Here is a 25,447-nt window from a genome sequence, read left to right as displayed (position 1 = left end):
ACCTGATTCCGGAGTAAACTGACCACCTGAGAGATTAGAAAATGCTGTAGAATCAACCATATTTTTGGCACGAACCAATCGTGTAAAAGGTATGGCCAATTCGACAATCAGCATGAGCAAAATAAGACAGATTTTACGGATGTACAGCCAGGGCCGCAGCAAGCTCTGGATAGCGGAACAGACAGGTGTTTCCCGCAATACCGCTAAGAAGTACATGACCACTTTTGATGCGAGCGGACTTACCTTTGAACAGATCAACAGCCTGAATGATAAAGAGCTGGATGACTTTTTCGGAACGGTTAAACAGCAGCCACCGCAAGACAGATTGTTGAATCTGCAACGTTGTTTTCCGCAAATAGACAAAGAATTAAAACGGACAGGTGTTACCCGTCATATGCTTTGGGAAGCCTATAAAAAGGAATTTCCGGAAGGATTTGCTTATACCCAGTTTTGCTTTCATCTGACCAAATGGAAGGCCCGCGTTAACCCTGTGATGCATCAGGACCATAAGGCCGGCGATAAGCTGTACATCGATTTTGCAGGTGTTAAATTAAGTATTGTAGATAAAGAGACTGGTGAATTAACTGAGGTTGAAGTGTTTGTGGCTATCCTGGGAGCGAGTCAACTCACTTACGTGGAAGCAGTCAGTAGCCAGCAAAAAGAAGATCTGATCGCAGCTTGCGAGAATGCACTTCATTATATCGGTGGTGTGCCGGCAGCAATTGTTCCGGATAACCTTAAAGCTGCTGTTATAAAAAGCAATAAATACGAACCTACGCTGAACGAGGCCTTTGCCGATTTTGCTGATCATTATGGGACTACGATATTACCTGCACGCGCTTACCGGCCAAGAGATAAGGCGTTGGTGGAAGGTGCTGTCAAAATCGTTTACAGCCGTATTTATGCGCCTTTAAGAAAGCAGGTTTACAACTCACTGACAGAGTTAAACGCAGCTATATTGATTGCTCTCGAGGCTCATAATAACCAACTGCTTCGGGGCCGTAATTACAGTCGCAGACTCCAGTTTGAAGAAATTGAGCGCAGTGCTCTGGCCCCGCTTCCGATCCTGCATTATGAGTTCAAAAAACAGCTACATGCCACTGTAATGAAGAACGGACATGTCTGCCTGAGCGTTGACAAGCACTATTATAGTGTCCCATACCGGTTTATCGGCAAGAAAGTCAAGTTGTTGTATTCCAATTCTGTGGTTGAAGCATATTATCATTACGAACGTATCGCCCTTCATAAAAGGCTTAAAAGTCCCTATAATTATTCTACCGATAAAGAACATCTGGCCAGTACACACCGCTTCGTAACAGACTGGACACCAGATCGATTCTTGGAGTGGGCTTCCTCGATCCATGAAGATGTCAGGTTGTATATTCTTAAAATCCTGGATCGCAAACAGCATCCCGAACAGGCCTACCGCTCCTGTATTGGTATCCTCTCTTTTGCGAAGAAAGCTGGTGAACAACGCCTGATCAGCGCGTGCCAAAGGGCTTTAAGCTATGGTATCTACAACTATAAAACAATCCAGACTATACTGGAAAAAAATATGGATCAATATGAAGACAGCCTGTTTGCAGACGAATTACCCATGCCCAAACACGATAATATCAGAGGCGAAGACTATTATCAATAATCCTTTAAACAATTAATAAAAATGAACACAAACACTTTGGAAAAGTTACGCAAGCTAAAATTTTACGGCATGTTCCATGCCTTTAAAAGTAGCCTGGAAAGTGGAAAGACTAATGATTACACGGCGGATGAGCTTTTAGCTCATCTAGTTGACGCTGAATGGGATGACAGAAATAACCGTCGGGTCGAACGCCAGATCTTGTACGCACGGTTCCGCTATAAGGCCATGGTCGAAAATATCCACTATCATGCTGATAGAAGTATTGACCGTAATCAGATCATGCGCCTAGCAGAATGCTCCTTTATTGGCCGAAATGAAAACCTACTGATCACAGGCAGTACCGGAATCGGTAAAAGCTATGTAGCATCTGCGATTGGTCATCAGGCATGTATACTTGGCTACCGCGTAATGTATGCCAGTACTCCCAAATTGTTTGCCAAACTCAAAATGGCCAAGGCGGATGGATCCTATATCAAAGAAATTACAAAAATAGAACGGCAACAACTTCTTATCCTGGACGACTTTGGTATCCAGCCGTTCGATGCCCAGAGCCGGGCAGCACTGATGGAAATCATAGAAGACAGGCACGGAAAAACATCCCTGATAATTACTTCTCAGTTGCCTGTTAGCAAATGGCATGAAGTAATAGGAGAAAAAACCATTGCTGATGCCATTTTAGATCGTATAGTACATGATGCACACCGGGTTGAATTAAAGGGGGAATCAATGAGAAGAAAACGAAAAACGGAGCTCGAAACCAGCTACGAATAATTATAACTTTTATTTACTAATTTTGAATCGCTTCTACTAGCATTTTCTACTACCGGCCGCCAGTTAATTAGGTGGTCAATTTGCCACGGAATCAGGTGGTCAACTTCTCCGAAATACCCAATCCAGACCAGTCAAATCACCAAGCCCCGTTTCAGCGATACGAAGAACCCCATCAATATAGGTCAGATTTTTGAAACCATTTAAATTGGTGATACCTGAGCCCTCGATCAAAACACGACCGGGAAGTTCTTCACAATCGGGATAATCTGCTAGAAAATCATTGACATCCGTTTGGTTGTAAAAAGACTGGTCACCAGTTGGACACTGCGCAAGAGCTTGGAGGCTTAACAGCAAAAGGCTGCCTAAAAAGTAAATTTTATACATAAGTAGGTGAGAAATTTTCGAAAAATAGTCTTTCGGTTACAATATAAAAAATATCTTGTAGTATTTTTTTGATAATATTATTTCGAAGCTTTATACAAAAAAAATGCAGTGGCCCAAATTTGTATTCTTCAATAAAAGACAGGTAACGATAAAAGAGTTTTGGAGTGAAGCCTAAAACTGTTTGTACTATAGAGTGCCACCGCTTTCGACCGTTCCTGTCCTTGGCAGCAGTCACCGTATTGGCTCATTTTGCCAATTCAATATTTATTAGCTATGAAACAGGAAATAAATCTTAAAACTCCCATTACTTATTATGGCGGCAAACAAAAAATGCTTCGCCACATCCTTCCCAGGATCCCACAACACAAGCTTTATGTCGAGCCGTTCTTTGGCGGCGGGGCTGTCTTTTGGGCAAAGGCTCCTTCACCGGTTGAAGTCGTCAATGATATCAGTAACCGGTTAATGACCTTCTACAGAGTACTCAAATACGACTTCGAAGAAATCCAGCGCCTGGTTGATGAAACCTTTCATAGCCGGGCACAGCACAAAGAATCGGATCAATTTTATGTTTCTCAGTTGCAGGATGTTACCAATCCCGTTGCATGTGCCTGGTCGGTTTGGGTTCAAAGTAATATGAGCTTTGGCAGCATGATCGGCGGTGGTTTTGGTTATGACAGGCGTGGAACCTGCGCTTTGAAGCTTTTTAATCAAAAAAATCGATTCACCGAGGATTATCAGCGGAGGCTGAAGCGAGTGACCATTGAGAGCTATGACGTGCTCAAAGTCATTAAGGCTTATGATAGCCCCGAAACATTCTTTTACCTGGATCCTCCCTATGTGTCCTCGGATCAAGGACCCTACAAGGGTTACACCGAACAGGATTTTATAAATCTGCTGGAAGCTTGCTCACAAATGAAGGGTAAGTTCCTTTTGAGTAGTTATCCGGAAAATGCACTACAGGATTATCGCAGCCGCTTCAAATGGAAATCCGAGGATCATACCAAAACGCTGGCCGTGGATGGTAGACGAAAACAACCCAAAACAAAGGTGGAGTGTTTGACTTGGAATTATTGAATTAAATCTTCTTAAGCAAACTGAGGGACATTTAGCCCCTCGGTTTGCTTAGCTGGCGACTTTTAATTCACCCCAACTTTTCATAGTTTTTAGTAGTCTTTTTTCTCGAACCCTGCCGTAATTCTTAAGGTATTTAGTACTGGTTAAACCCAAGCAGGCAGCAACATCATCTCCGGACATCAACATTTCGTTTATAGCAAGATCACAGAAGGTCTTTCGTGCAACTTTAGTAGTCAGCCGTAGAGGGATTCCGGTGTAAACCGCTATCTGCTTCAATGTATCATTTCTTTTCTGGTTACTTTTAACCGGTAGTTGCCGTAGTTCATTATTATACCTTTTCAGGATTTCTACGGCGGGTTCCAGTAACTTTATTGAAAACTGTTTCTTGGTTTTTTGTCTTTTACCTCTAAGGAAAAGAGCACCAAGGTATGGCTCAATTAGAAATTCTTTTTTACTATAGTCACAGTGGTGCATCCCGGTAAAGCAGTTGAATACGAAAGCATCCCTCTCCTCACTTAATGTATTTGCACTTTGCACACTTATGTGTCCAGTTTCTACAAGGTTTTGAAAATCAAATGTATAAAGTGCTTCCAACTGACTAATTGAGAGGTGTGTTGTATCAATATAATCTTCGGATTCAGCTTTACCAGGCATGATTTCTTGGAGGCATCCCAAGTTGGGACACATCCCTTTCCTTTTGGCCCAGCTTAACATTTGTTTTGCAAAACAGGACACTTTTCTTGCAAACCTTTCTCCGCTTCGATTGTCGTCAATCATGAACTCGAATAATTCAGAAAAGAAATTATTGGGAATCTGCACAGGCTTTACAACGGCTATTTTACTAGCAAAATCCAAAATGTGACGTGAGTAGTTCTTGTTCACATTGTAGGTACTGAAGGTAATAGCTTTTTGGGTGGCCTGCTTTTGTCTGTGTTCCAAAAAAGCAGTACTGATTTCTTTAATTGAATAGGTGAATTTTCTTTTACTTAAATAATACTCCTTTACAATTTGAGGGGAAACGTGGTCATACTTGGTATTAAGGATGTCAAACAATCTCAGTAGGCCAGTCGATACTTCCGCAAGCCGTTTGTTCGCCTTGCCTATACGTTGACTGTTTCCAACAAGAATTTGGTTAATGGAATCCCACTGGGATTTTGGGCAGCTAATTTTTGTAGAACCAATTTCCAGATCCTCAGTTTCAATAATAATTCTACACTGGATAGACCCAACAGGGTCACTGTTAATAATTTGATTTTTGGCTTCAGATTTACGAAACCAGAACAACACTTTCATTGTGGGAAGGAAATTAATCACGGTACTCTTAAATTGGTGTGTTAGGGAAAAATGCCGTAACCGGCACTATTTAGCCGTAACCCAATACGTAACCGCAATTTGATAAATGATTACAAATGCTGTAAAACAAAGACAACTACCTAGTTAACTAAGTAGTTGTTCGCCCCATTTTGGTCATTTAATGATATTTTGCAGAGAGGAAGAGATTCGAACTCTCGATACAGTTACCCATATACTACCTTTCCAGGGTAGCCCCTTCAACCACTCGGGCACCTCTCTATTTGGTTAATCAGGGTGCAAACATAATCTTTCTATTTTTTATTTACAAATGAAAGTGTGTTTTAATGGATATTTGGTCCCACCTGCTACTCTGGCACTTCTGAGTAATGGTGTTACAAAAACTAAATCCGACGGGCGTACTGCCAGGTTTCATTCGGTTAAATGAAAAGTATCAAGGCGGCCTAGCTTAAAACGAGTTCATCCGTCATACGTCTGAATTCCTTTATTGCTCTTTTGATCTGTTTGTCCATCACACCGCTATATTGGATCTGTAAGGTTCTGGCCTGTTGCTCATTAAGTCTTTTTAGTTTCCAGAACTGCGGATGGCTTTCTCCGATAGGCAGTCGGAAATCGTCGTCCTTAGGGTCCATTACCAGTACCTCAACCTGTATTGTGCCTTCTGAACAAAGCAGGGAGTGTACCTCGGTCACTATTATTTTCAGTAACCGTCCGGTTTTAAGTGTAACTGTTTTTTCGTGTTTCATGTGCTAAATCGTTATTGCCGGGTTACAAAGGTACCAATCAAAACTTTGGTTGGTGCCGGGTTAACAATAAGATAACAGGAGAGGGAAAAGGGCGTGCTGACCGGTGTTATGCAGGGGACTGCACTTCGGTTTCAGGAACATGTAGGAGGATACTAACAGCGGTTGATATATTTTCCTGTAAGAAGGTAACGGTTTAAAAACGGAGTTATCTTTTAAAGTGCTATATTGTAAGTATCTGCAACTATCAGGGCCGTGAAAGTTCTGGCAATCAGGTGAAGCCAGTCTGGAACGATATTTTTATATCGTGGCAGGACGCCGGGAGTTGTGTCTGTGTTATGCATACTAACATACTTTTTATGAAAAAGCTGATAATCATACTATTCTTTACTTTGTTTGCACTTCCGGAAATGCTGCTCGCGCAGACGGAGGACAACGGGAAACGATCTTCTCAGAATCATACCTACCACAGGAAAACCCGGAAAACCACCCAGGTTAGCGGGGCAGATAGCTTAACAAAGGGAACAGGGGCCATTCTGAATGACAATGGTGCCGTAAACTCCACCGGCACTATACAGGGGAGCAGAAGCAGCACCGGGCGTCCCGATGCCGATTCGACGGTGAGTTATACCGTTAAAAGAAAAAGGAAAACGATTTATGTGGAAGGTGCCGGCCCGGCTGATACCGGTAAAAAGACAAAAAAACCGTAGTTGCAAAACAAAGGTACCCAAGCCAATAATTTTACCGCTCTGAAAACAAGACCAGAACCCGCCGGTTTTTGATTCGGTTTTCCTCTGTATCGTTTGGTGCGGCCGGGGAATCGGGTCCTTTCCACGAAAAGTGTATTTGCCCTGGGCGGATACCTTTCTGCTTGAGATAAGCTACCACTACCCGTGCGCGGTATTCCGATAATATTAAGTTTAGCTGCCTCTTTCCGACGTTGTCAGAATAACCGGTGATCTGGGCCTCCAAGTTTGGGTGGCTGATCATAATCTGTGATAGCGAGTCGAGTATTCCTTTTACTTCCGGTCTTAAATGATAGCTGCTCTGATCGAAATACAAGGTTGCGGTACCAGACCTTACTACTTTTTTCTGGCCAGTATCCGACGGCTTCAAAGTAGGGCCGCTTACATGAGCAGGAGCCATATCCGGCTTTTTCAGCCTGACGGATTTTAGATTAATTCCCGGTTCAAGCACCATCCGTTCATTGAGCAGGATCTGTCCGTCTCCGCTTTTTGCAATGAACTGGTATTGTCCCGCCCTGATATTCAGGCTAAGAGAGGGAAGGTGCCCCCCTCGTTTGAAGGAAAAATTAGTTTGGGCCGTTTGGCCGTTGGTAATTTCATAATCAATATCCAGGTTCTGAGGTACATCAAAATCCAGTACCAAGGGGTGGAATGACTTCAGTAATTTAATCTTGTAAAGTTCTTCCAGATTGTCGGGCTGGTCGTTAATCAATGTTCCAATATAATCCTGATACCCGTCAGCACTGACGATGAACGCAATTTTATCCTGCTGGTCGAGGTTGTAAGGGGTGAAAGCTTGGGTCGAGTCCGCATCAAAACATTGTGTCCTGTTAGTTCTGGTATAGGTAAGGCATACTTTCGCCGGGATCCTCTGACCATTGTGAGCAGCTTTTATCTGGAACAGCGCCATTTTATTAACTGGGGAGCGTTTGGCGGAATCCGTGGTACCTGGTTTTACCTTGGTGACCATCGAAACCTGCTGCGAATCGCTGGCAATCATTGGTACCCGGATTTTGAATCCTGTGCTGGTTTCAATTTTTCCAACGATGTTTACCGGTATAATGGCAGTATGAAACCCTTTCGCTTCAAACGCCAGAAACCTGGTTCCGCTGTCCATTCGGAGATCAAAGTTTCCTTCCGCATCACTTTCTCCCAGGGCTATTTTCCTGTCCTGCATCAAAGCCGTGGCTTTAATCTTTAAATCAATTCCGGTCTGTACATCAAAACAGCTCCCGTGAATCCTTATTTTTTCGTCGGCTACTAACTTCGCCGACCTGTATGGTTCCTGAGGCAATAGTAAAAACGACCAGAAAACAGATAACAAAAACATGATTGAGAGGTCAGGGATGGGTGTTATGAAAAGGGAAGGTACTGTGAGTTTTTAACTGACAAATTGATTAAATGGCTGATTCCGGTATTTACCAGGGTTTTATATTAACTCTTTTACGCTATTTACCGACGGATTGATGCAGTGTTAAATTTACAAAACACCTGCTTTGACAACGTTACTTAGGGTGAATTGTTTTTAGATTCCACCGAATGTTTGAATACCGGTTGGCTGGAGAAATGGCGCTGTCGTCACAGGTCATACGATTAAATGGTATCTTTGTAAAAAATCAAACACCTGATAGTACTTTATGACATTCAAATCTCTTGGTCTTTCCGAATCTCTCCTGGAAACAATCACCCAACAGAACTATACGAAACCCTATCCGATACAGGAGGCGGCTATTCCGGCCATACTCCGTGGGAGCGACGTGCTGGGAATAGCTAAGACGGGATCCGGAAAAACAGCGGGTTTTGTTTTGCCAATTCTGGAATGGTTTCAAAGTAAGGGGGCTCCGCGCAACAGGTCAATCCGTGTATTGGTACTCGTTCCGACGCGCGAGCTGGCCGTTCAGATAGCGGTTGTGTTTCAGACATTCGGAGAAAGGCTACCCAGGAAAGTAAAAACGCTGGCCGTATATGGCGGTGTGTCCATTAATCCACAGATGATTGGTTTACAGAATGTTGAGATACTGGTGGCTACTCCGGGAAGGTTGCTGGACTTGCTGTCTCACAAAGCGCTGACGATCGGAGAAACGGAGATTCTGGTGCTGGACGAAGCGGATAAAATGCTGAGTATGGGGTTTGCTGAGGAGATGAAGGATATCTTTTTCCTGCTGCCCAAAAAGCGGCAGAGTATACTTTTTTCTGCCACCTTGGGTGATGAAATTGAAGCCATTCATAAAAGCATACTTCGGAACCCGGTTAAAGTTGAGATAGAAGAGGAGGAGCAGAATCTGGACCTCATCAGGCAAACCGGATATTTTGTTGATCCCGACAGAAAAGGGCCTTTGCTGCGATACCTCATTAAAACAAGAGAAATGAAGCAGGTACTGGTATTTGTATCTGCAACCCGAACGGCTGATAATCTTGTCGAAAAGCTTTCCAAAAATGGTATACAGGCAGCCGCTATGCACAGCGGGAAAAGCCAGGGAGCCAGGACGGAGACATTAAATCGGTTTAAAACAGGCAGATTAACCGTTCTGGTGGCGACCGACCTGGTTGGAAGAGGAATTGACATCCGGTTTCTTCCTTTTGTTATCAATTATGAATTGCCCCGTTCTCCCAAGGATTATGTACACCGCATCGGAAGAACAGGACGTGCCGAGGCTCCCGGGGAGGCTATTTCCCTGATCATACCCGAGGATACGCATCATTTTAAAATTATTCAGAAGAAAATGGGCAAGCGGGTGGAAATGAAAGAAAGTTATGACCTGGATTTGTCAGGTTACTGATTGACTTATTCCCCGATAATTGTTTTTTCTCATCGCACCCGATTGCCCGGTGCAGCGGATGTCCTATGTGTCGGAACAGACAGGCTTATATCTCAAAGGTAGTCTGTCAAAACAAAACAGGTGGCTGAATAGTCCAAAATGCCATTTTGAGCATACTAACTAATAGGTATCCGAACTTCCACTTCGGAACACCGTATTCAACGACACCGGATAATTTACTATGAAACGCAGAGATTTTCTTTCAACCAGTATAGGCGCATCCTTACTTGGCCCCCTGGAAGCGCTGGCTGAGCCCAAAGTAACATATCTTGAAAGTGAGGATCTCACCGGAAAAGGGATTGTGGCAGATGGTTACGCGCTGAATTTTATGGCGCTGGGAGACTGGGGTCGAAATGGTGAATTCCTTCAGCTGGAAGTTGGTAAACAAATGGGAGCCTGGGCAGGTAAACACCGGAATAATTTTGTGGTTTCCGTAGGAGATAATTTTTATCCCAAGGGGGTAATCAGTGAACATGACCCGCTTTGGCATTATTCCTTCGAAAATGTTTACACGGCCTATGCGCTGCAGTGCGACTGGTACGCAATCCTGGGAAACCACGATTATATGACCGACCCCGATGCTCAGATACGGTATGGCAAGATAAGCCGTCGCTGGAAAATGCCTGCCCGCTATTATGCCAAGGAAATACCCATCGGCAAGGAAAACGGGAAATTGCTGATGGTGATGATTGATACCAACAAGATGATATTTGAGGCTGATAAAGCGGAAGCAGAAAAGCAGATTGAATGGATAAATGATACGCTAAAACAAGCCTCCGCAGATGTAAAGTGGAAGATAGTGGTGGGGCACCATCCTTATTATACGGTGGGGCCGAGGATCAGCAACTACGAAACACTGGCCATCAGGGCTGCTTTGAGCAAAACTTTTGAAACACATAAAGTAGACGTATATCTCTCCGGGCACGAACATTCCATGCAGCATCTTAAACCGGAAGGTTATACGCATCAGTTTATATCGGGCGCCGGTTCAGAAATCTCTACTGTTACAGCCGGAGTATCTTACAGTAAATTCCAGGCTGCGGAAAATGGCTTTATGTATTTTTCTATGGATACAAAAAGGCTGAATGTAAAGGCGATAAACCATGTCGGAAACGTATTGTACGAAACAGAATTAACGAAATAATTACCGTAACATACTAGCTATCAATACTGTATATTTTTGAGTCCTTCTCGGCTGGTTTGTTAGCTGCGAAGGGCTTTTTTGTGGATTAAAACTGTGATTTGTACCTGAAAATGATACCTCAGCAGCCCTTTTACAAAATCCACTGGTATGAATGAGAAAAATATACTGTTGCATTAAGCACGCCTTGTCTGGTAAAGCCGGTTGCAGAATTTCTGGTCGGTGCCGAAAAAGAGGTCGTGGAAGACCTTTCTCAAAGTAACAGACAGCTGCGGCCTCGGTGCCTGCATGGTATCTGAAAGTTCAATCGGATTATTTGCCTATCTTTGCGTTCCCGAATACCTCAAATAGTCCTATGCCAGTACAAAAATATAACGACCGCGTACGTGTAAAAGTGAAAAGGAGTGCCGATACCTGGATAATCCTGGAACACGAAAACATACGTAAGGGCGCCACGGTCAAGTTTACGGGCAAGGTTAAATGCCGTAATGAAAAAACCGGTGAGGTAAAGTATTTCAGCGAAAATGGCTGTGAGCTGGCCTAGATACTTTTTTATCTGCTTCTTCTCAATTTACGTGACTCTGGTGATTGCTTCTTCCGGGATTTAGTATGCGGGTCTGCCTCCCGGCTGATCTGTCCAAAGTATTTTTCTTAATTGCTGAAACCTGATTTTTACCGTTAACTAATTTGCGCGCAGCGCGTTGCAACCTTCCTTTGCCTGTTCTGGTCTCTGGGCTAATGCCAATCCATTTTAGGGTTGACAATAAAACAGGGATTATTTCAACTAGAACGGATGAGCATCTTGGCCGGGGAAATTAACTACAATAAGCTCATGGTATGTTTGCTGGTATGGATAGCATCTTCCATGCCGCCATTGTGCGCACAGCCTTCCTGGCAGTTACGCACCGTGGAGGACGGTATTAAGATCTATACCCAAACCGTGGCTGACTCAAAAGTAAAAGCACTCAAAGTGGAGTGTGAAGTGAAAGCGACCGCCTCACAGGTGGTTGCCTTATTACTGGATATTCCGGCATCGGAGCGTTGGGTATGTCATACCCGATCTTGTATCCTTCTCGAGAGGGTATCTCCGTTGGAACTGTATTATTATACTGAGGTCAGTCTGCCCTGGCCTTTAAGCAATCGTGATTTTGTAACACATATGCGTATTTTTCAGGATCCGGCCACAAAGGTTGTCACAGTGGAGGCTCCGTCGGTCGCAGGGAAAGTGGCTAAGAAAAACGGAATTGTCAGGGTGGAACATTCAATAGGAAAATGGATTATTACACCCTTGAAGGGAGGCGACCGGGTAAAACTCGAATATAGTCTTCTGGTGGACCCCGGGGGGATTATTCCCGCTTGTGTGGTGAATATGTTTGCGACAGAAGGCCCGCTGCGTACTTTCAGGAATATGCGCAGGCAGTTGCAACTTCCCAAATACAGGAATGCCGATGTCGGTATCTCCTGACCCCGGAATCTGCAGGGCGGTGCTCTCAGTTGAAATTGGTGATCATTTTATCTGTACATGTTTACAAATCGATTGATCACTACCCAGGATGCTACCCACATTAGCCCGGCGTAAATACCGGTTTTTCAGTAAAAGTATTGAAATCAGCCAGATACTATCTGATTTTTTTAAAACCAATGTTTCTTACTCTGGCGGTTGTAAAGTTCAGCATGGTAATCGCGCCGCTTTTGTTTCGCTCGAAATGGACAATAACAGATGAATTCTGTATAGCGAATCCATCCTTGTAAGTAGGTATCAGTCCATAGTCCGCACCGGAATAACGGTGAATGATGAGCCGTCCTTCACTCAGGCCGACGGTTAATCTGGCGTCTGTTTGGTCTGAGTAATATTCCCCGGTATACTCCTTCAGAACCTGTGGATTCTCCATGGCGGGTGCTACGGCTTCGTAAACGATCGTTCTGGAACCACCGCTGAGCCTCAGTCGTTTTCTCGGTCCGCCCAGCACTTCCAGCCGTGCCTGTCCCTGCATAAATTCATCCTCTGCAATTGGAGTCAGTATACCTCCTTTATTGGCCGTCAGTTGATTGTCTTTCACGGTCAGCAGCAAACCGTTGCCCGTAAGGATATCCCGGTACCACCCGGTATAGCGTTTCAGTTTTTCTGCTGCAAGGGTGATCGGCTCCGGATTTTGATATACCCTTTTCACGGATTTGTCTTCTATCAGCAGATTGCGCAGCTCGGCGGTTCCGTCATGCATTCCGTCGAATTCAGCCGTGTTGGCCAGCCAGGCAATGGATAGGTCCAGTTCAGGATAGTATTCTAAAATGGAACGATACCCTGCCGTTGCCCCATCATGCGTAATGCTGAGCCAGCCACGGAGGGAGTCCACACGTAAACCCGCGGCGTAAGTATTGGCCTGACCGCCGTTCAACGGCTTGACACTGAGTTGCCTGGCCAGCAGAGAAGGATTGCCAAGTTTTCCCGTCACGTAATAGCGGTTCCAGCGCAGCAGATCTTCGGCTGTGGTCAACAGGCCCCCGTTTCCGTAAACATTTTCATTAGGCATGTCGGTAAAGTAGCCATCCTCGTTTTTTCCATACGCAACGGCACGGTTCAAGACCACCTTTTTAAGGTCCGAGCGCCATTGGGTATGTGTCATCCCCGCTGGCTCAAAAATAGCCGAACGCGTAAATTCAGCCAGGCTTTTGCCACTGACCCGCTCCGTGATGATGGCCAGCAGCACATAATTGGAATTGCTGTACAGATATTCATCACCGGGCCGGTGATTTAAGGAGGGTTGGTGGCTGAGAATATAGAGCACGTCGCGGTTGCTGTATGTTTTGGTGCTTCTGGGCCAGTCGGATAGCGCCATGATGCTGCCCCAGTCTTTTAAACCGCTGGTATGCTGCATCAATTGCTGTAACGTGATCGGGGTTCCGTAATCGGGGAGTTCGGGTACATATTTCCTGACGTCATCATGCAGAGACAGTATGCCAGATTGTTCCAACAACAAAATAGCCGCTGCGGTAAATTGCTTGGAAACCGAACCGGCTTCTATAACTGACTTGGTGGTTAACGGAACCTGATGTTCCAGGTCGGCCGTGCCCCAGGCTCTTGAAAAAATCACCTGCCCGTTTCGGCTTACAGCCAGTTGGCAACCCGGATTAGCGGGTTTGTAAAGCTCGAATATTTTCTCGATCAGTGCTACGGTATCCTGCCGGGTTTGGGCGGTAGAAGCTGCATGGGCAGAGATGAAAAACAGCAATAGCAAAATCTTTTTCATGATACTGAATCTTCCGGGATTATCTTGTTCTGTAAATCAATCCGTAAAGAAACCAATCTTCCTCCTGGAAAAGAAGAACTCTGCCCATTTACATTTTTCTATGTTAAGACAGGCCGGTAAAACCACGTCGGGCTGGATCTCCTATTTCGCCAATTGCAAAAGTGAATAGATGAGATAAAATGTAATGATATATTTTGTTTAAATATTTATAAAAATATCGGGCAATTCAGAAAGTAGAAGTTTGATAAAATACATGGTATTGGAACTGAAATATGCTTTTTGATTTATAATATTCAGACACCATTTTTATTCATTTTATTTTTTGATAATTGAATTAAACATACCTGATTTGTGTGAAATTGGATAATTTTCATGAATATTTAAATCAAAAAGATGTAGCTGTTATTTGAATAAGTGCCGTTTTTTATTGTCGCTATAAAATGATTTATATTAAATATGTTAAATATATAAATATCTGAAATTTAAACAATTATCTAAAAGATTGTAATCTTTTAAGTATTTAAAAATAACAATATTGTTCATGTAGTGTATTTTGAGATAAACACCGTACTAGTGTATATGGTAGTCAAAAAAAGTGGATTATAATTTAAAATTTTATCCTATTCCATGAAACGTTTATCTTTATTCCTAAATACCTTTTTATTCCTTGTTCCCGTTAGCCATTTATTCTCCCAGATAGTACTTCGACAGCCCCCCGAAGCAGGTTTTGAAACACGTATTAAGAGATTTGTTGATCAGTTAGAATTGATTGATACGCATGAACATTTTGGGAATGAATTTATTGCTGATCCCAAAAAGTCCGTCGATTTCATGCTTTTGCTGGCGCTTTATTCCGATGATGATATCAAATCAGCAGGGATGGGAAAGGCGCAATTTAACGAGCTGCTTACTGACAGGTACTCGGTTGCAGACAAGTGGAAAATAATCAAACCCTACTGGGAGTTATCCAAGAATACTGCCTATAACCGGGTGGTGCTGCTGACGATTGACAGACTGTTTGGTATCAAAGACCTCAACGACGATACGGTGGTACTGCTTTCTGAAAAACTTAAAAGCTCATACAATGGAAAGTGGTACGATTATGTGCTGGGTGAGAGAGCAAAAATTAAGTATGTGATACAGGATGTGGGCAGTGGACGTTCCAAAGATTCACGGTTCAGGTATGTTGAAAAATTCGATCAGTTTATCAGAATTCATTCCAAAGAGGAAGTTACCGCGCTGGGAGGTAAGTACAGCACAGAAGTAACTACCCTCGATTCCTATGTAGACATGCTGGGGAAATCGTTCCAGGAGGCGATGGGAAGAGGAATGATCGGGGTGAAATCGGCACTGGCATACCACCGGCCCTTAAAATATGAGCGTGTTCCCAAGCCCGTGGCCGACAGCGTTTTTCGGATGCTGATGAATAGCCCAAACGATAAGATATTCGAATTCAAGGATATAAAACCCTTTCAGGATTATGTCATGCATCAGATCATTCAGCTGGCAGGCAAATATGACATTCCTTTCCAGTTTCATACCGGGTTGCAGTCCGGTGACGGAAATATCATTGACAATGCGAATCCTGCGCACATGGCAAATTTATTTCTGGAGTATCGGGACGTTAAATTTGTGCTGTTCCATGCCGGTTTTCCCTATGGAGGTATTTTGTCGACCCAAGCCAAAAGTTTCAGGAATGTTTACATTGATATGTGCTGGTCGGCGGTTATCTCGCCGTCTTACAGCGAACGGTATCTGCATGAATGGCTGGAAACGGTACCCTCCAACAAGATCATGGCATTTGGCGGTGACTATCACAACGTGGAGACTGCCTACGGACATTCGCTCATGGCCAGAGCCATTGTGTCAAAAGTATTGACGGAAAAGGTGAAAGCGGGGTATCTCACCGAGTCAGAATCCCTCGCAATCGCCAGGCGCCTGCTTCATGACAATGCCATGGATCTTTTTAAAATCAAATAAAGTAGGATTGGGCGGGGATGGACGCTGGTAGCGTCGATTTCATATTTCAAAGTGATAACATCGAAACTCCTAACAGTTTACTGCTTATATTGAGGGCTTAATCCGGCAGTACTAAATTTCCCGATAAAGGCCGGTATCTGTTTAAAGGTTTGATGCTTAAAATAGTGCTTTATGAAATTCATTATCTCTTTTTTGGTTGCTTTCGGTTACTTCATCGGGCGTGTATGGGCACAAGAAGCCAGCCCCGTTTTTACTTCCGGTACCGAAGGGTTTAAAAGCTTTCGTATACCGGCAATTGTGCGGACACCACAGGGGGAATTACTGGCATTTGCGGAAGGCAGAGTGCAGGGAAGCGGAGATTTCGGGGATATTGATATCGTACTAAAAAGAAGTAAAGACGGAGGCAAAAGCTGGTCCGCGGCAGAAACTGTGGTAAATTATGATAAGCTGCAGGCTGGGAACCCGGCTCCGGTGCTGGATTTGCTGGATCCTCGTTATCCGAAAGGCAGGCTGTTTCTTTTTTACAACACCGGAAATAACCATGAAAACGAAGTAAGGAAAGGAAAGGGGCTGCGTGAGGTATGGTATAAATCATCTCTGGACGGCGGTATCACCTGGTCTGAGCCGGTAAACATCACGACCCAGGTGCATCGCCCGAAACAACCACAGGTGAATCCGGATTATAACTTTCAGCAAGACTGGCGGAGTTACGCCAACACACCGGGACATGCCATGCAGTTTTCGGGTGGCAGATACAACGGCCGGATCTACGTGGCGGCCAATCATTCGGCGGGGGAGTCACACCCGGAGTCCGAAGATTATCAGGCACATGCATTTTATTCCGACGACCACGGCGCAACGTTTAAGCTGAGTGACAAAATTGGTATTCCGGGGTCCAACGAAGCATCAGCTGCCCAGCTTTCAGATAACCGGCTAATGCTGAATGCCAGAAACCAGAAGGGCGACGTGAAGGCGAGGATTGTTGCCATCAGTAAGGACGGAGGAGTGAAATGGGATACTACGTATTTTGATAGCAACCTGCCGGACCCGATCTGCGAAGGAAGTATTCTGACTGTTGGTAAAAATAAAGGGAAACATATCCTCGCCTTTTCGAACGCAGCCGACATCAAAAACAGGAATAATCTGACACTCCGCATCAGTTATGACGAAGGAAAAACGTGGGCAAAAAATATCCTGATCGGCTCGGAGCCTGGTAGTGCGGATTACACGGCGTATTCGGATATTGTGCAGACTGGAAAGAAAACAATCGGTGTGCTGTATGAATTTGACGACTACAGGCAAATCGTTTACAAAGAGGTTAAATGGTAAATATGCGTGGCAGCAGGGGGAGCACCCTGCTGCTGGTTTTCATTCGCTATCGAATTCAAAAATTTTCTGTCAGTGAATTTATTACTGAAAAGCTGCGTAGACGTTCCTGTACGACGCTGATCTGCGGGAACCCCTTTGGACCACTGTAATAATTCCACCTTACGGCGATTTCTGGTATTTGCTTTACAGATTTGCCCTATCCACTTCTGCAATAAGCACAATGCGTTATTAATTGGTGTAATAAGCAAACATTTTATTGACTTTGCCCGCATCATTAAAAAACATCACTTCAATAGCTTTTTTGTTCAATACAGATTTGTAGTAGAGTGCTACGGAGCCGATACCCTCCGTGACCTCATAAAGCTCAAAATGCAGGTCAGGTATTTTTGTCATCGCTTTCTTCCAATAGTCGGCCACCGCTTCTTTGCCTTTGAGCGTACCATTTCCTGAGCCCAGAGCCATTTGAATCATTGGGGTAGTAATTTCTATGTCATCGGAATAATGACTTAGAATATCCTCCATATTATGAGAATTCCAGGATTTAATCCAATTTTCGGCGAATTGCTTTGCTTCCATACAGGTTTGATTTTTTATCTTCCAAAAGTAATGATTAACAACAGAATTGCCTGAATCATCGGGCCCAGTAATGCCGGATTTGATAGGCATGAACAGGTTGTCCTATACAAATTTAGCTAAAGAACTAGGGACAGTACCATACTTCCTTGCGGTGCCATGGTTAAATACTCGCTTGCTCATGAGCCAAACCTGGTTGTATTTTTACGCAGATACTCCATGGCTTCTTTCACAGCCTGTGCTGAACTTTTAGGATTAAACCCTAATGCTGTCCTGGCTTTGGAAATATCAAAGTTTTGCTGAAGTCCGGAAAACATAGAAATATCTTTAGTGGTCAGCAGCGGTGCTTTGCCGCTAATTTTGCTGGCTATTTCCATCAGCCAGGCCATGGCGAACAAAATTGGTTTGGGCACCGGGGAGGGCAGTTTGATCTTGAGCTCAGGAAAAAGGTCCTGGGCCATTTGGGTAGTTTGTCTTATAGACATGCATTTTTCATTTGCCAGAATATAACGTTCACCATCCCTGCCTTTGGTGGCTGCTAAATAACAACCTTCTGCCACATCTTTCACATCGATCCAGTTTAACGTGATGTTGGTTTCAACCGGGATTTCCTTTTTTAAAATCAAGTTAATAATGTTATAGGAAACGCTGAGCGGCGCGAATGCCTCTCCACCGATCATTGCTGCGGGCAATACGGCTACCAGTTCGATGTTGTACTTTTTTGCCAGTTCAAATGCCAGCTTTTCGCCATCATTTTTTGAATTGTAATACATATCCCGGCGGTCGGGATTATAACCATTGCTTTCTTTAGCGGGAAGTTTGGAATAATCAAGAGCGGCTATTGAACTCACATACACAATGCGTTTCACACCCGCTTCTGCGGCCGCCTCCATCTGAATTCTGGTTCCGTCCAGATTGACATCATAGATCTCTTTTTTCGGGTCTTTCGCCCAAAGTTTGAACGCTGCGCCCACGGCATAAAAAGTCTCCACGCCCCGCAGTGCATTCACCATTGATGTTTTGTCGGTAATATCGGCCTCTACCACTTCACAGTTCAGTTCCGCAAATGGTGACGTGTTTTTGATGTTACGAGCCGCCGCCCGCACCGGAATGCCTTTTTTGATCAGCAGTCTCACCAGGTTGTTGCCCAAATGCCCGTTTGCACCGGTTACCAAAGCCAAATTTTTCTGTGCCATAATTTTTTGTTTAAAATGATGACACAAAATTCAGTATCTGCTTTTTAAGACCACTTCGCAAATGTTACTTAATGATCGCCTTGCGTATCCGGCTGAGGCTTTTGGCATTCATGCCTAAAAAAGAAGCGATGTATTGAAGCGGGACATGGTGGATGATCTGAGGGTAGTCGTTTATTAATTTCAGGTAGCGTTGTTCGGCGGACAGGGTTGCCAGTTCTTTCGATCGATTTTCGTTATAGGTTAATGATTGCTGGAAAACTGAAATGCTGAAATCTTTGAAAACAGTACTGTTTTGGGTTAATAAATCCAGATTTGTCTTTGTAATGCGCAGTAGTTCACATGCGGTAAGGCATTCTAAATTCTCACCTGACTTTGTCTGGTTAATAAAATTCGGATACGACGTGATGAAGCCCGGCGGGCAATTGATATGTGTTGTGACCTCATCACCGTTATCGTTGTAGTGAAATAACCGTACAAAACCTGAAACCACAAAATAAAGGTAACCAGGGATTTTGCTCTCTTCCTCAATCACCCGGTTTTTAGGGAAAACAACAGGTTCAAAATATTGCTCGCACAATGCACGATCCGTATCGGACAGTATCACGGTTCGGGAAATAAGTTTAAATAATTGCTCATGCATTTGGCAAATTTAAATAATCGGCTTCCTGTTCAGCATAAACAAAACTGAAAATGTTTCAGAAGCTTTCCTTACCTCAATAAGGCCGGAAAACGGTTGGGTCTCGCGCAAAATCCGGGTTATCAATAGCAGAAGGGCTTCAATTAGCCCTTCTCAGCTTTTTTTACGTACTTGTGAACGTAAAAATTCTGTTAAAAATCTGTATTTTATGAAGTGTTCCAAGAGTTTTACCTGGTATCTGTTTGGTGTTTTTTTTACAATTTTTTCAACGCAGTCCTATGCTGTACCGGCTCTGCTAACGGGCAGGCTGACTTGCGAATACATGGAAAATCCGCTGGGGATTGATATCCGGAAACCCAGGTTAAGCTGGACGCTGGAATCGGTGCTGCGGAATCAGCGGCAGACCGCTTATGAGGTACTGGTCAGTGATAATCAAAAAGATATTGCAGGCCTTAAAGGAAACGTCTGGCAAACGGGCAAAGTGTCTTCGGATCAAAACCTGCACGTTGAGTATAACGGAAAAGCACTGAGCGCTTTCAAAAGGTACTACTGGCGGGTAAGGAGTTATGATACAAACGGCCAGCCGTCCGAATGGAGTAAAATTGCGTGGTTTGAAACAGCCATGCTCCAGCCAGAGGATTGGACTGCGCAATGGATTGGCGACGGCAGCAAACAATTTGAAAAGGATGAGGATTTTTACAAAAATGACCCCATGCCTTTGTTCCGGAAATCATTTGATACCCGAAAAAAATTAACTGCTGCGAGGTTATACATCGCCGGGGTGGGTTACTATGAAGCCTATCTGAACGGCCGTAAAGTGGGAGACCATGTGCTGGATCCGGGTTGGACATCTTACGAAAAACAGGTTTTATATTGTGTTTATGACGTTACAGCCCTGCTTAGGCCGGGTACCAATGTTGCGGGTGTTATGGTAGGTAACGGATTTTATAATCCGTTACCTCTTCGTCTTTTTGGAACTTTCAATATCCGTAATGCTCAACAGACGGGTCGGCCGGCCGTAAAGGCTGAGATCCGGCTGGAATACGCGGATGGTTCCACGGAAAAGATACTGACCGACGAAAGTTGGCAAACTGCGCCGGGACCGGTGGTACGCAATAGTGTGTACCTGGGTGAACATTACGACGCCCGCCTGGAGAAAAAAGGCTGGGCTTCGGATAAAACAGTTTCGGGCTGGAAAAATGCTTCCGTAACAAATGGACCATCGGGCCGGCTGACCGTACAGATGCAGCCACCCATCAGGGTAACCAAAGTAGTAAAGCCGGTCAGCGTAAGGGAAGTGCGGCCCGGTGTTTTTGTATTTGATATGGGGCAGAATTTCGCCGGTGTTGCCCGGATCAGCGTGTCAGGAAAAGCGGGAAACCTTATTAAATTGAGATATGGCGAAGACATCCTGAAAGATGGTTCGCTCAATGTGATGACCACGGTCACCGGACAAATAAAATCGGGAAGGGGAGGGCCGGGTGCTCCGCAGATCGCCTGGCAGGAAGACAATTATACGCTGAAAGGTGAAGGAAGGGAAGTGTGGGCACCACGGTTTACATTCCATGGCTTCAGGTATGTGGAGGTAACCGGCTGGGAAGGTACCCCCGGGCTTAATGACATTGAAGGACTGCGTCTGAATGCAGATCTGCCTCAGAACGGAAATTTTGAAAGCTCGAGTACTTTGTTTAATAAACTGCTTGATATGGCCCGGTGGACATTCCTGAGTAACGTTTTTAGTGTGCAGTCAGACTGTCCTGCCAGAGAAAAACTGGGTTACGGGGGAGATATCGTCGGTACGGCTGAATCGTTTATTTACAGTTTTGATATGGCCAATTTTTATGTAAAGGCCGTTGCCGATTTTGCAAATGACCAGCGGAAGGAAGGTGGTATCACAGAAACGGCGCCATACATTGGTATAGCCGATCGTGGCCCCAAAGACAGCGGTTCGGGGCCGCTGGGCTGGCAGCTTGCTTTTTCGTTTCTTCAAAAGCAACTTTACGATTTTTATGGCGATAAACGGATCATTGAAAACAATTATGAAACATTCAAAAAACAGGTAGACTATCTCCGTACCCAGGCATCGGAAAATTTTTTTTACAGAGATATCAGCGATCATGAGGCGCTGGATACCAAGCCCGAAGCATTTACAGCTTCCTGTTTTTATTACCACCATGTTAAACTTTTATCGGAATTCGCCGGTATTATAGACAAAAAGGAGGATTCAGTTGCGTATGGGAAACTGGCTGGTACTATTAAAGGTGCTATTTTAGAAAAATATCTGGTGGGTAATTCGGGAAGGTTTGACAACGGTACCCAGTCGGCGCAGATTTTCGGGTTATATTACAGTCTGGCACCGGAGGCACAAAAGAATGCGGTAATGAAGCAATTGGAATCCGAAATTGCACGTCACAAGGGCCACATCTCCACGGGCCTTTTTGCGACCAAAATGTTGTTTAATGTACTCAGTGATCAAAACCGTAACGACCTTGTCTATCTGGTCATGAACCAGCGGGAGTTTCCGGGCTGGGGGTATATGGTCGACAAAGGCGCTACCACGATCTGGGAAACCTGGGCCTATTCCGACAATATTTATTCTCAGAACCACCCGATGTTCGGCTCTTTCGTAGAGTGGTTTTACCGTTCCCTTTTAGGTATCAATGCTGTTTCTGCGGGTTTTGAAAAAATAAAACTTAAACCACAGCCCACCGGCGATCTCACATTTGCAAAGGGATCCTACCAATCTGTTCGCGGCATTATTTCCAGCGACTGGAAAATAGAAAACGGGCGTTTTATCTTTAAGGCAAGTATCCCAGCAAATACCAGGGCGGAAATCTGGGTGCCATCCAAAGAGGGACATGAGGTACTGGAAAGTGGTGCCACAACGGATGCCTCTAAAGGGTTACGGTTTTTGAGATACCAGGACGGATATGCTGTTTTTGACGCAGGCTCAGGAAATTTTATTTTCACATCACAATTGTAAACATCAGGCTTCCTGACCAGGACTCCCGGAGCAACCGATAACCGGCTGCACCGGGTGTTTTTTATGCTGGCCTGTTTTACATTCTGATATAAATGGTTACGGATTATTTATCAATGTTTTGGTAAATGAGGGTATATTCTATTGGTCAAACTTGATTTTTTCTATATTTCTTCTGAGTTTCCTGTAAAAAGGAGTATAAAACTCGCCGGGTTGCATCTTTTTGATATTGCCTTTGTCCTAAACCTGATAATATGCTTTTTATATCTTATCCAAGAAAGGCTGGTGGTCTGGTTTTCTTGCTTTTTCTGTTTGGCAACCTTTTTTTATTACCATCTTCTCATGCACAGGAAATAGACCTGCTTCTGAAAGGAGGGCACGTAATTGACCCTAAAAATAATATTGATTCCCCTATGGATGTGGCCATTGCGGGAGGGAAAATTTTACGTGTTGCGGTTAACATTCCGGCCGGGAGTGCCAGGAAAGTGGTGGATGTAAAAGGATACTTCGTGACCCCGGGCCTGATAGACATGCATGCCCATATTTTTAACGGTACCAATCCGGACGCCTATATCGCAGACGGTTTCACTAGTTTGCCGCCGGATGGTTTCACTTTCCGCACAGGTGTAACTACCGTGGTGGATGCCGGATCTTCGGGATGGAGAAACTTTCGCAAGTTTAAAATACAAACCATTGACCGCTCACAAACACGGGTACTGGCGCTGCTGAATATCGTAGGAACCGGCATGGCCAGCCGTTTTGAAGAGCAGGATGTCTCAGATATGAATCCCGAAATGACTGCCAACATGATCATGAAACTGTTTCCCACATACATCGTAGGGATTAAAGCTGCGCATTTTTGGGGAGATTACCGCCAGGTGGAGCGTGCTGTGGAGGCCGGAAAACTGGCTGATGTACCTGTTATGGTAGATTTCGGAGAGCACCAGCCGCCGCTTTCAATCGAAAAGCTGTTTAAACAATACCTGCGTCCGGGGGATATTTTTACGCATACTTTTTCATACGGGCCTGCCAACCGGGAAACGATAGTGGATGAAAGCGGAAAGGTCAAACCGTTTGTGTTTGAGGTACAGAAGCAAGGGCTGATTTTTGATGTAGGGCATGGTGGAGGTGCTTTTTCATGGAGACAGGCCGTTCCCGCGTTTCAGCAAGGTTTTAAACCCAACGTGATCAGTACCGACTTACATACTGATAGTATGAATGGGGGTATGAAGGGGTTAGATAATGTCTTATCAAAGTTCCTGAATATGGGAATGTCCTTGTATGACGTCATCTTGCGGGCTACATGGAGCCCCGCACAGGTGATCAGGCGTCCGGAACTTGGGAGCCTCAGTGTTGGAACAGAGGCGGATGTGGCGGTTTTCAATCTCAGAAAGGGGGACTTCGGTTATCTTGATGTCAGAAAGCTGAAACTAAAAGGAGACAAGAAACTGGAGGCAGAGCTGACGATCCGGGCCGGCAAAATTGTGTGGGATCTTAACGGCCTTAGTGCTGAAACATGGGATTCGGAAAACGCCAGGTAAAATTTAAAATGAGTTGATGTGAATTATTCGGGGATGTATTTTTGGGTCAAAAGAAAGTCTCTGACGGCAGCTACGCTTCTGCTGCTATCCTGTGATTTCGGTTTTGCCCAGCAATATGATCTGCTCATTAAAGAGGGCCATGTTATAGATCCTGCAAACGGAATCAGTAAAGTCATGGATGTGGCTGTCAGGAAAGGTAATATAGCCAAAGTTGCCGAAGCAATACCCGAGCCGGATGCAGAAAAGGTGATTTATGCCAGGGGACTATATGTTGCTCCCGGTTTTATTGATACCCATACCCACGTTTTTGTGGGAAGTGAGGCTAATGTTTTCGCTAACGGAATGAACAGTGTTTCACCGGATGACTTCACTTTTCGGTCGGGTGTAACTACGGTTGTAGATGCGGGTACCTCCGGCTGGAAAAATTTTCCGCTATTCAAAAGGCAGGTAATCGATCTGTCCAAAACAAGGATACTGGCATTTTTGAATATAACAGGAGGGGGAATGACGGGTTCTGCAACGGAGCAGAATCTGGAAGAGATGAATGCTGATTCGGCAGCAAAAGTGATCCGGGAAAATCTGGAAACACTCGTTGGAGTGAAAATAGGGCATTATCTGGGAAAAGATTGGGGACCTTTTGACAAAGCAGTGGCTGCGGCTGGCAAAAGCGGGACACCCTTGTTTGTGGAATGTCACCTGCCGGAATACAGCCTTGCCGACCAGCTTGCCAGGATGCGGCCGGGAGATATGATCACCCACACTTTTGAGAATATTGCCGAGCGGATGCCCATCATTGGAGAAGATGGGAAAGTAAGGGCGTTTGTAAGAGATGCCCGAATGCGGGGTATTCTGTTTGACCTGGGACATGGCGGAGCAGGTTTCTGGTTTGACCAGGCGATACCGGCCGCAAAGGAGCATTTTTATCCCGACACGTTCGGTACGGATCTGCATCGTTTCAGTATGAATTCTGCCATGAAAGATATGCTCCATGTGATGTCGAAATTTATGGCGCTGGGTTTAACGCTTGACGAAGTCATACTCAGGGGTACCTGGAATCCGGCCAAAGCTGTCAGGCATCAGGAACTTGGAAATCTGGGGGAAGGAAAGGTAGCCGATATCGTAATTCTGGGCGTGAGAGAGGGAAAGTTTGGATTTGTCGATTCTGCCGGAAACAGTATTCAGGGCAATAAAAAACTCGAAGCGGAATTAACCATACGGCATGGCAAGGTGGTTTGGGATCTGAACGGTATGGCTGCGAAAAACCAGCTGAGAACTTTTGGGTCAGAGAAATAGCATAACTAGTTGAATAATCATAATCCCTAATATTCTAAT

Annotated in this window: 22 protein-coding genes and 1 tRNA gene; 13 read left to right on the top strand and 10 right to left on the bottom strand. The window is 44.6% G+C overall.

Features of this window, described 5'->3' with window-relative positions:
• The first annotated feature begins 91 nt into the window (after positions 1-91).
• Entirely contained in the window at positions 92-1,642 is a 1,551-nt protein-coding gene (gene istA / locus KOE27_RS28075) for an IS21 family transposase (RefSeq protein ID WP_215236846.1), read from the top strand.
• 21 nt (positions 1,643-1,663) lie between these two features.
• Positions 1,664-2,413, top strand: a complete 750-nt coding sequence (gene istB, locus KOE27_RS28070) for an IS21-like element helper ATPase IstB (RefSeq protein ID WP_215236847.1) — start codon at positions 1,664-1,666, stop codon at positions 2,411-2,413.
• Positions 2,414-2,512: 99 nt separating this feature from the next.
• Here istB and KOE27_RS28065 read toward each other — a convergent pair whose 3' ends face one another.
• Complete coding sequence (locus tag KOE27_RS28065) at positions 2,513-2,797, bottom strand: hypothetical protein (RefSeq protein ID WP_215242161.1); 285 nt, start codon at positions 2,795-2,797, stop codon at positions 2,513-2,515.
• A gap of 273 nt (positions 2,798-3,070) precedes the next feature.
• On the opposite strand from KOE27_RS28065, the gene KOE27_RS28060 reads away from it, so the two are divergent.
• On the top strand, positions 3,071-3,871 hold the full coding sequence (locus tag KOE27_RS28060; protein ID WP_215242160.1) for a DNA adenine methylase: 801 nt from the start codon (positions 3,071-3,073) through the stop codon (positions 3,869-3,871).
• A 48-nt stretch (positions 3,872-3,919) separates the two neighbouring features.
• Here KOE27_RS28060 and KOE27_RS28055 read toward each other — a convergent pair whose 3' ends face one another.
• The 4 genes from KOE27_RS28055 to KOE27_RS29935 form a co-directional block, all read right to left on the bottom strand.
• Positions 3,920-5,164, bottom strand: a complete 1,245-nt coding sequence (locus tag KOE27_RS28055) for a site-specific integrase (protein WP_215242159.1) — start codon at positions 5,162-5,164, stop codon at positions 3,920-3,922.
• Between the two features lie 192 nt (positions 5,165-5,356).
• A tRNA-Ser gene (locus tag KOE27_RS28050) sits at positions 5,357-5,443 on the bottom strand.
• Between the two features lie 182 nt (positions 5,444-5,625).
• Complete coding sequence (locus KOE27_RS28045) at positions 5,626-5,928, bottom strand: hypothetical protein (RefSeq protein ID WP_215242158.1); 303 nt, start codon at positions 5,926-5,928, stop codon at positions 5,626-5,628.
• Between the two features lie 212 nt (positions 5,929-6,140).
• The gene (locus KOE27_RS29935) at positions 6,141-6,269 is read right to left on the bottom strand and encodes a hypothetical protein (RefSeq protein ID WP_255573997.1); all 129 of its coding nucleotides are present in this window, start codon (positions 6,267-6,269) and stop codon (positions 6,141-6,143) included.
• Positions 6,270-6,284: 15 nt separating this feature from the next.
• Here KOE27_RS29935 and KOE27_RS28040 point away from each other — a divergent pair, with 15 nt between their 5' ends.
• Positions 6,285-6,635 (top strand): hypothetical protein, encoded by a 351-nt coding sequence (locus KOE27_RS28040; protein WP_215242157.1) that lies wholly within the window; start codon positions 6,285-6,287, stop codon positions 6,633-6,635.
• Between the two features lie 31 nt (positions 6,636-6,666).
• On the opposite strand, the gene KOE27_RS28035 is transcribed toward KOE27_RS28040, so the two are convergent.
• Positions 6,667-8,001: an OmpA family protein gene (locus KOE27_RS28035; RefSeq protein ID WP_215242156.1), complete on the bottom strand. Its 1,335-nt coding sequence runs from the start codon at positions 7,999-8,001 to the stop codon at positions 6,667-6,669.
• A 307-nt stretch (positions 8,002-8,308) separates the two neighbouring features.
• Between KOE27_RS28035 and KOE27_RS28030 the strand changes: the two genes are divergently transcribed.
• The 4 genes from KOE27_RS28030 to KOE27_RS28015 all read left to right on the top strand — a co-directional run bounded on the left by KOE27_RS28030 (position 8,309) and on the right by KOE27_RS28015 (position 12,096).
• Positions 8,309-9,451 carry a DEAD/DEAH box helicase gene (locus KOE27_RS28030; protein ID WP_215242155.1) on the top strand — a complete coding sequence of 381 codons (1,143 nt, stop codon included), beginning with the start codon at positions 8,309-8,311 and terminating at the stop codon, positions 9,449-9,451.
• 220 nt (positions 9,452-9,671) lie between these two features.
• Positions 9,672-10,634 (top strand): metallophosphoesterase, encoded by a 963-nt coding sequence (locus tag KOE27_RS28025; protein ID WP_215242154.1) that lies wholly within the window; start codon positions 9,672-9,674, stop codon positions 10,632-10,634.
• Between the two features lie 352 nt (positions 10,635-10,986).
• Positions 10,987-11,175 carry a hypothetical protein gene (locus KOE27_RS28020; RefSeq protein WP_215242153.1) on the top strand — a complete coding sequence of 63 codons (189 nt, stop codon included), beginning with the start codon at positions 10,987-10,989 and terminating at the stop codon, positions 11,173-11,175.
• A gap of 249 nt (positions 11,176-11,424) precedes the next feature.
• Positions 11,425-12,096, top strand: a complete 672-nt coding sequence (locus tag KOE27_RS28015) for an START domain-containing protein (protein ID WP_229253028.1) — start codon at positions 11,425-11,427, stop codon at positions 12,094-12,096.
• Between the two features lie 154 nt (positions 12,097-12,250).
• Here the strand turns inward: KOE27_RS28015 and KOE27_RS28010 are convergent, their stop codons facing one another.
• Positions 12,251-13,879 (bottom strand): serine hydrolase domain-containing protein, encoded by a 1,629-nt coding sequence (locus tag KOE27_RS28010; protein WP_215242152.1) that lies wholly within the window; start codon positions 13,877-13,879, stop codon positions 12,251-12,253.
• A 627-nt stretch (positions 13,880-14,506) separates the two neighbouring features.
• On the opposite strand from KOE27_RS28010, the gene KOE27_RS28005 reads away from it, so the two are divergent.
• Complete coding sequence (locus KOE27_RS28005) at positions 14,507-15,859, top strand: amidohydrolase family protein (protein ID WP_215242151.1); 1,353 nt, start codon at positions 14,507-14,509, stop codon at positions 15,857-15,859.
• Between the two features lie 171 nt (positions 15,860-16,030).
• Positions 16,031-17,188, top strand: a complete 1,158-nt coding sequence (locus KOE27_RS28000) for a sialidase family protein (RefSeq protein ID WP_215242150.1) — start codon at positions 16,031-16,033, stop codon at positions 17,186-17,188.
• Between the two features lie 228 nt (positions 17,189-17,416).
• Here KOE27_RS28000 and KOE27_RS27995 read toward each other — a convergent pair whose 3' ends face one another.
• From KOE27_RS27995 to KOE27_RS27985, 3 genes are all read right to left on the bottom strand, one after another.
• A complete protein-coding gene (locus KOE27_RS27995) occupies positions 17,417-17,854 on the bottom strand; it encodes a nuclear transport factor 2 family protein (protein WP_229253027.1) in 438 nt (145 codons plus the stop codon).
• Between the two features lie 86 nt (positions 17,855-17,940).
• Positions 17,941-18,957, bottom strand: a complete 1,017-nt coding sequence (locus KOE27_RS27990) for an NAD-dependent epimerase/dehydratase family protein (RefSeq protein WP_215242149.1) — start codon at positions 18,955-18,957, stop codon at positions 17,941-17,943.
• A gap of 64 nt (positions 18,958-19,021) precedes the next feature.
• Complete coding sequence (locus tag KOE27_RS27985) at positions 19,022-19,597, bottom strand: Crp/Fnr family transcriptional regulator (RefSeq protein WP_215242148.1); 576 nt, start codon at positions 19,595-19,597, stop codon at positions 19,022-19,024.
• A gap of 205 nt (positions 19,598-19,802) precedes the next feature.
• Between KOE27_RS27985 and KOE27_RS27980 the strand changes: the two genes are divergently transcribed.
• The 3 genes from KOE27_RS27980 (at position 19,803) to KOE27_RS27970 (ending at position 25,408) form a co-directional block, all read left to right on the top strand.
• Positions 19,803-22,577 carry a family 78 glycoside hydrolase catalytic domain gene (locus KOE27_RS27980; protein ID WP_215242147.1) on the top strand — a complete coding sequence of 925 codons (2,775 nt, stop codon included), beginning with the start codon at positions 19,803-19,805 and terminating at the stop codon, positions 22,575-22,577.
• 251 nt (positions 22,578-22,828) lie between these two features.
• Positions 22,829-24,115 (top strand): amidohydrolase/deacetylase family metallohydrolase, encoded by a 1,287-nt coding sequence (locus KOE27_RS27975; RefSeq protein ID WP_215242146.1) that lies wholly within the window; start codon positions 22,829-22,831, stop codon positions 24,113-24,115.
• 18 nt (positions 24,116-24,133) lie between these two features.
• The gene (locus KOE27_RS27970) at positions 24,134-25,408 is read left to right on the top strand and encodes an amidohydrolase/deacetylase family metallohydrolase (protein WP_229253026.1); all 1,275 of its coding nucleotides are present in this window, start codon (positions 24,134-24,136) and stop codon (positions 25,406-25,408) included.
• Positions 25,409-25,447 lie beyond the last annotated feature (39 nt).

It is taken from the genome of Dyadobacter sp. CECT 9275 (genome assembly GCF_907164905.1).
In the GTDB taxonomy this organism is placed as follows: domain Bacteria; phylum Bacteroidota; class Bacteroidia; order Cytophagales; family Spirosomataceae; genus Dyadobacter; species Dyadobacter helix.
The sequence above is the reverse complement of the archived record's forward strand: the minus strand, read 5'-3'. Positions and strand labels throughout refer to the sequence as shown.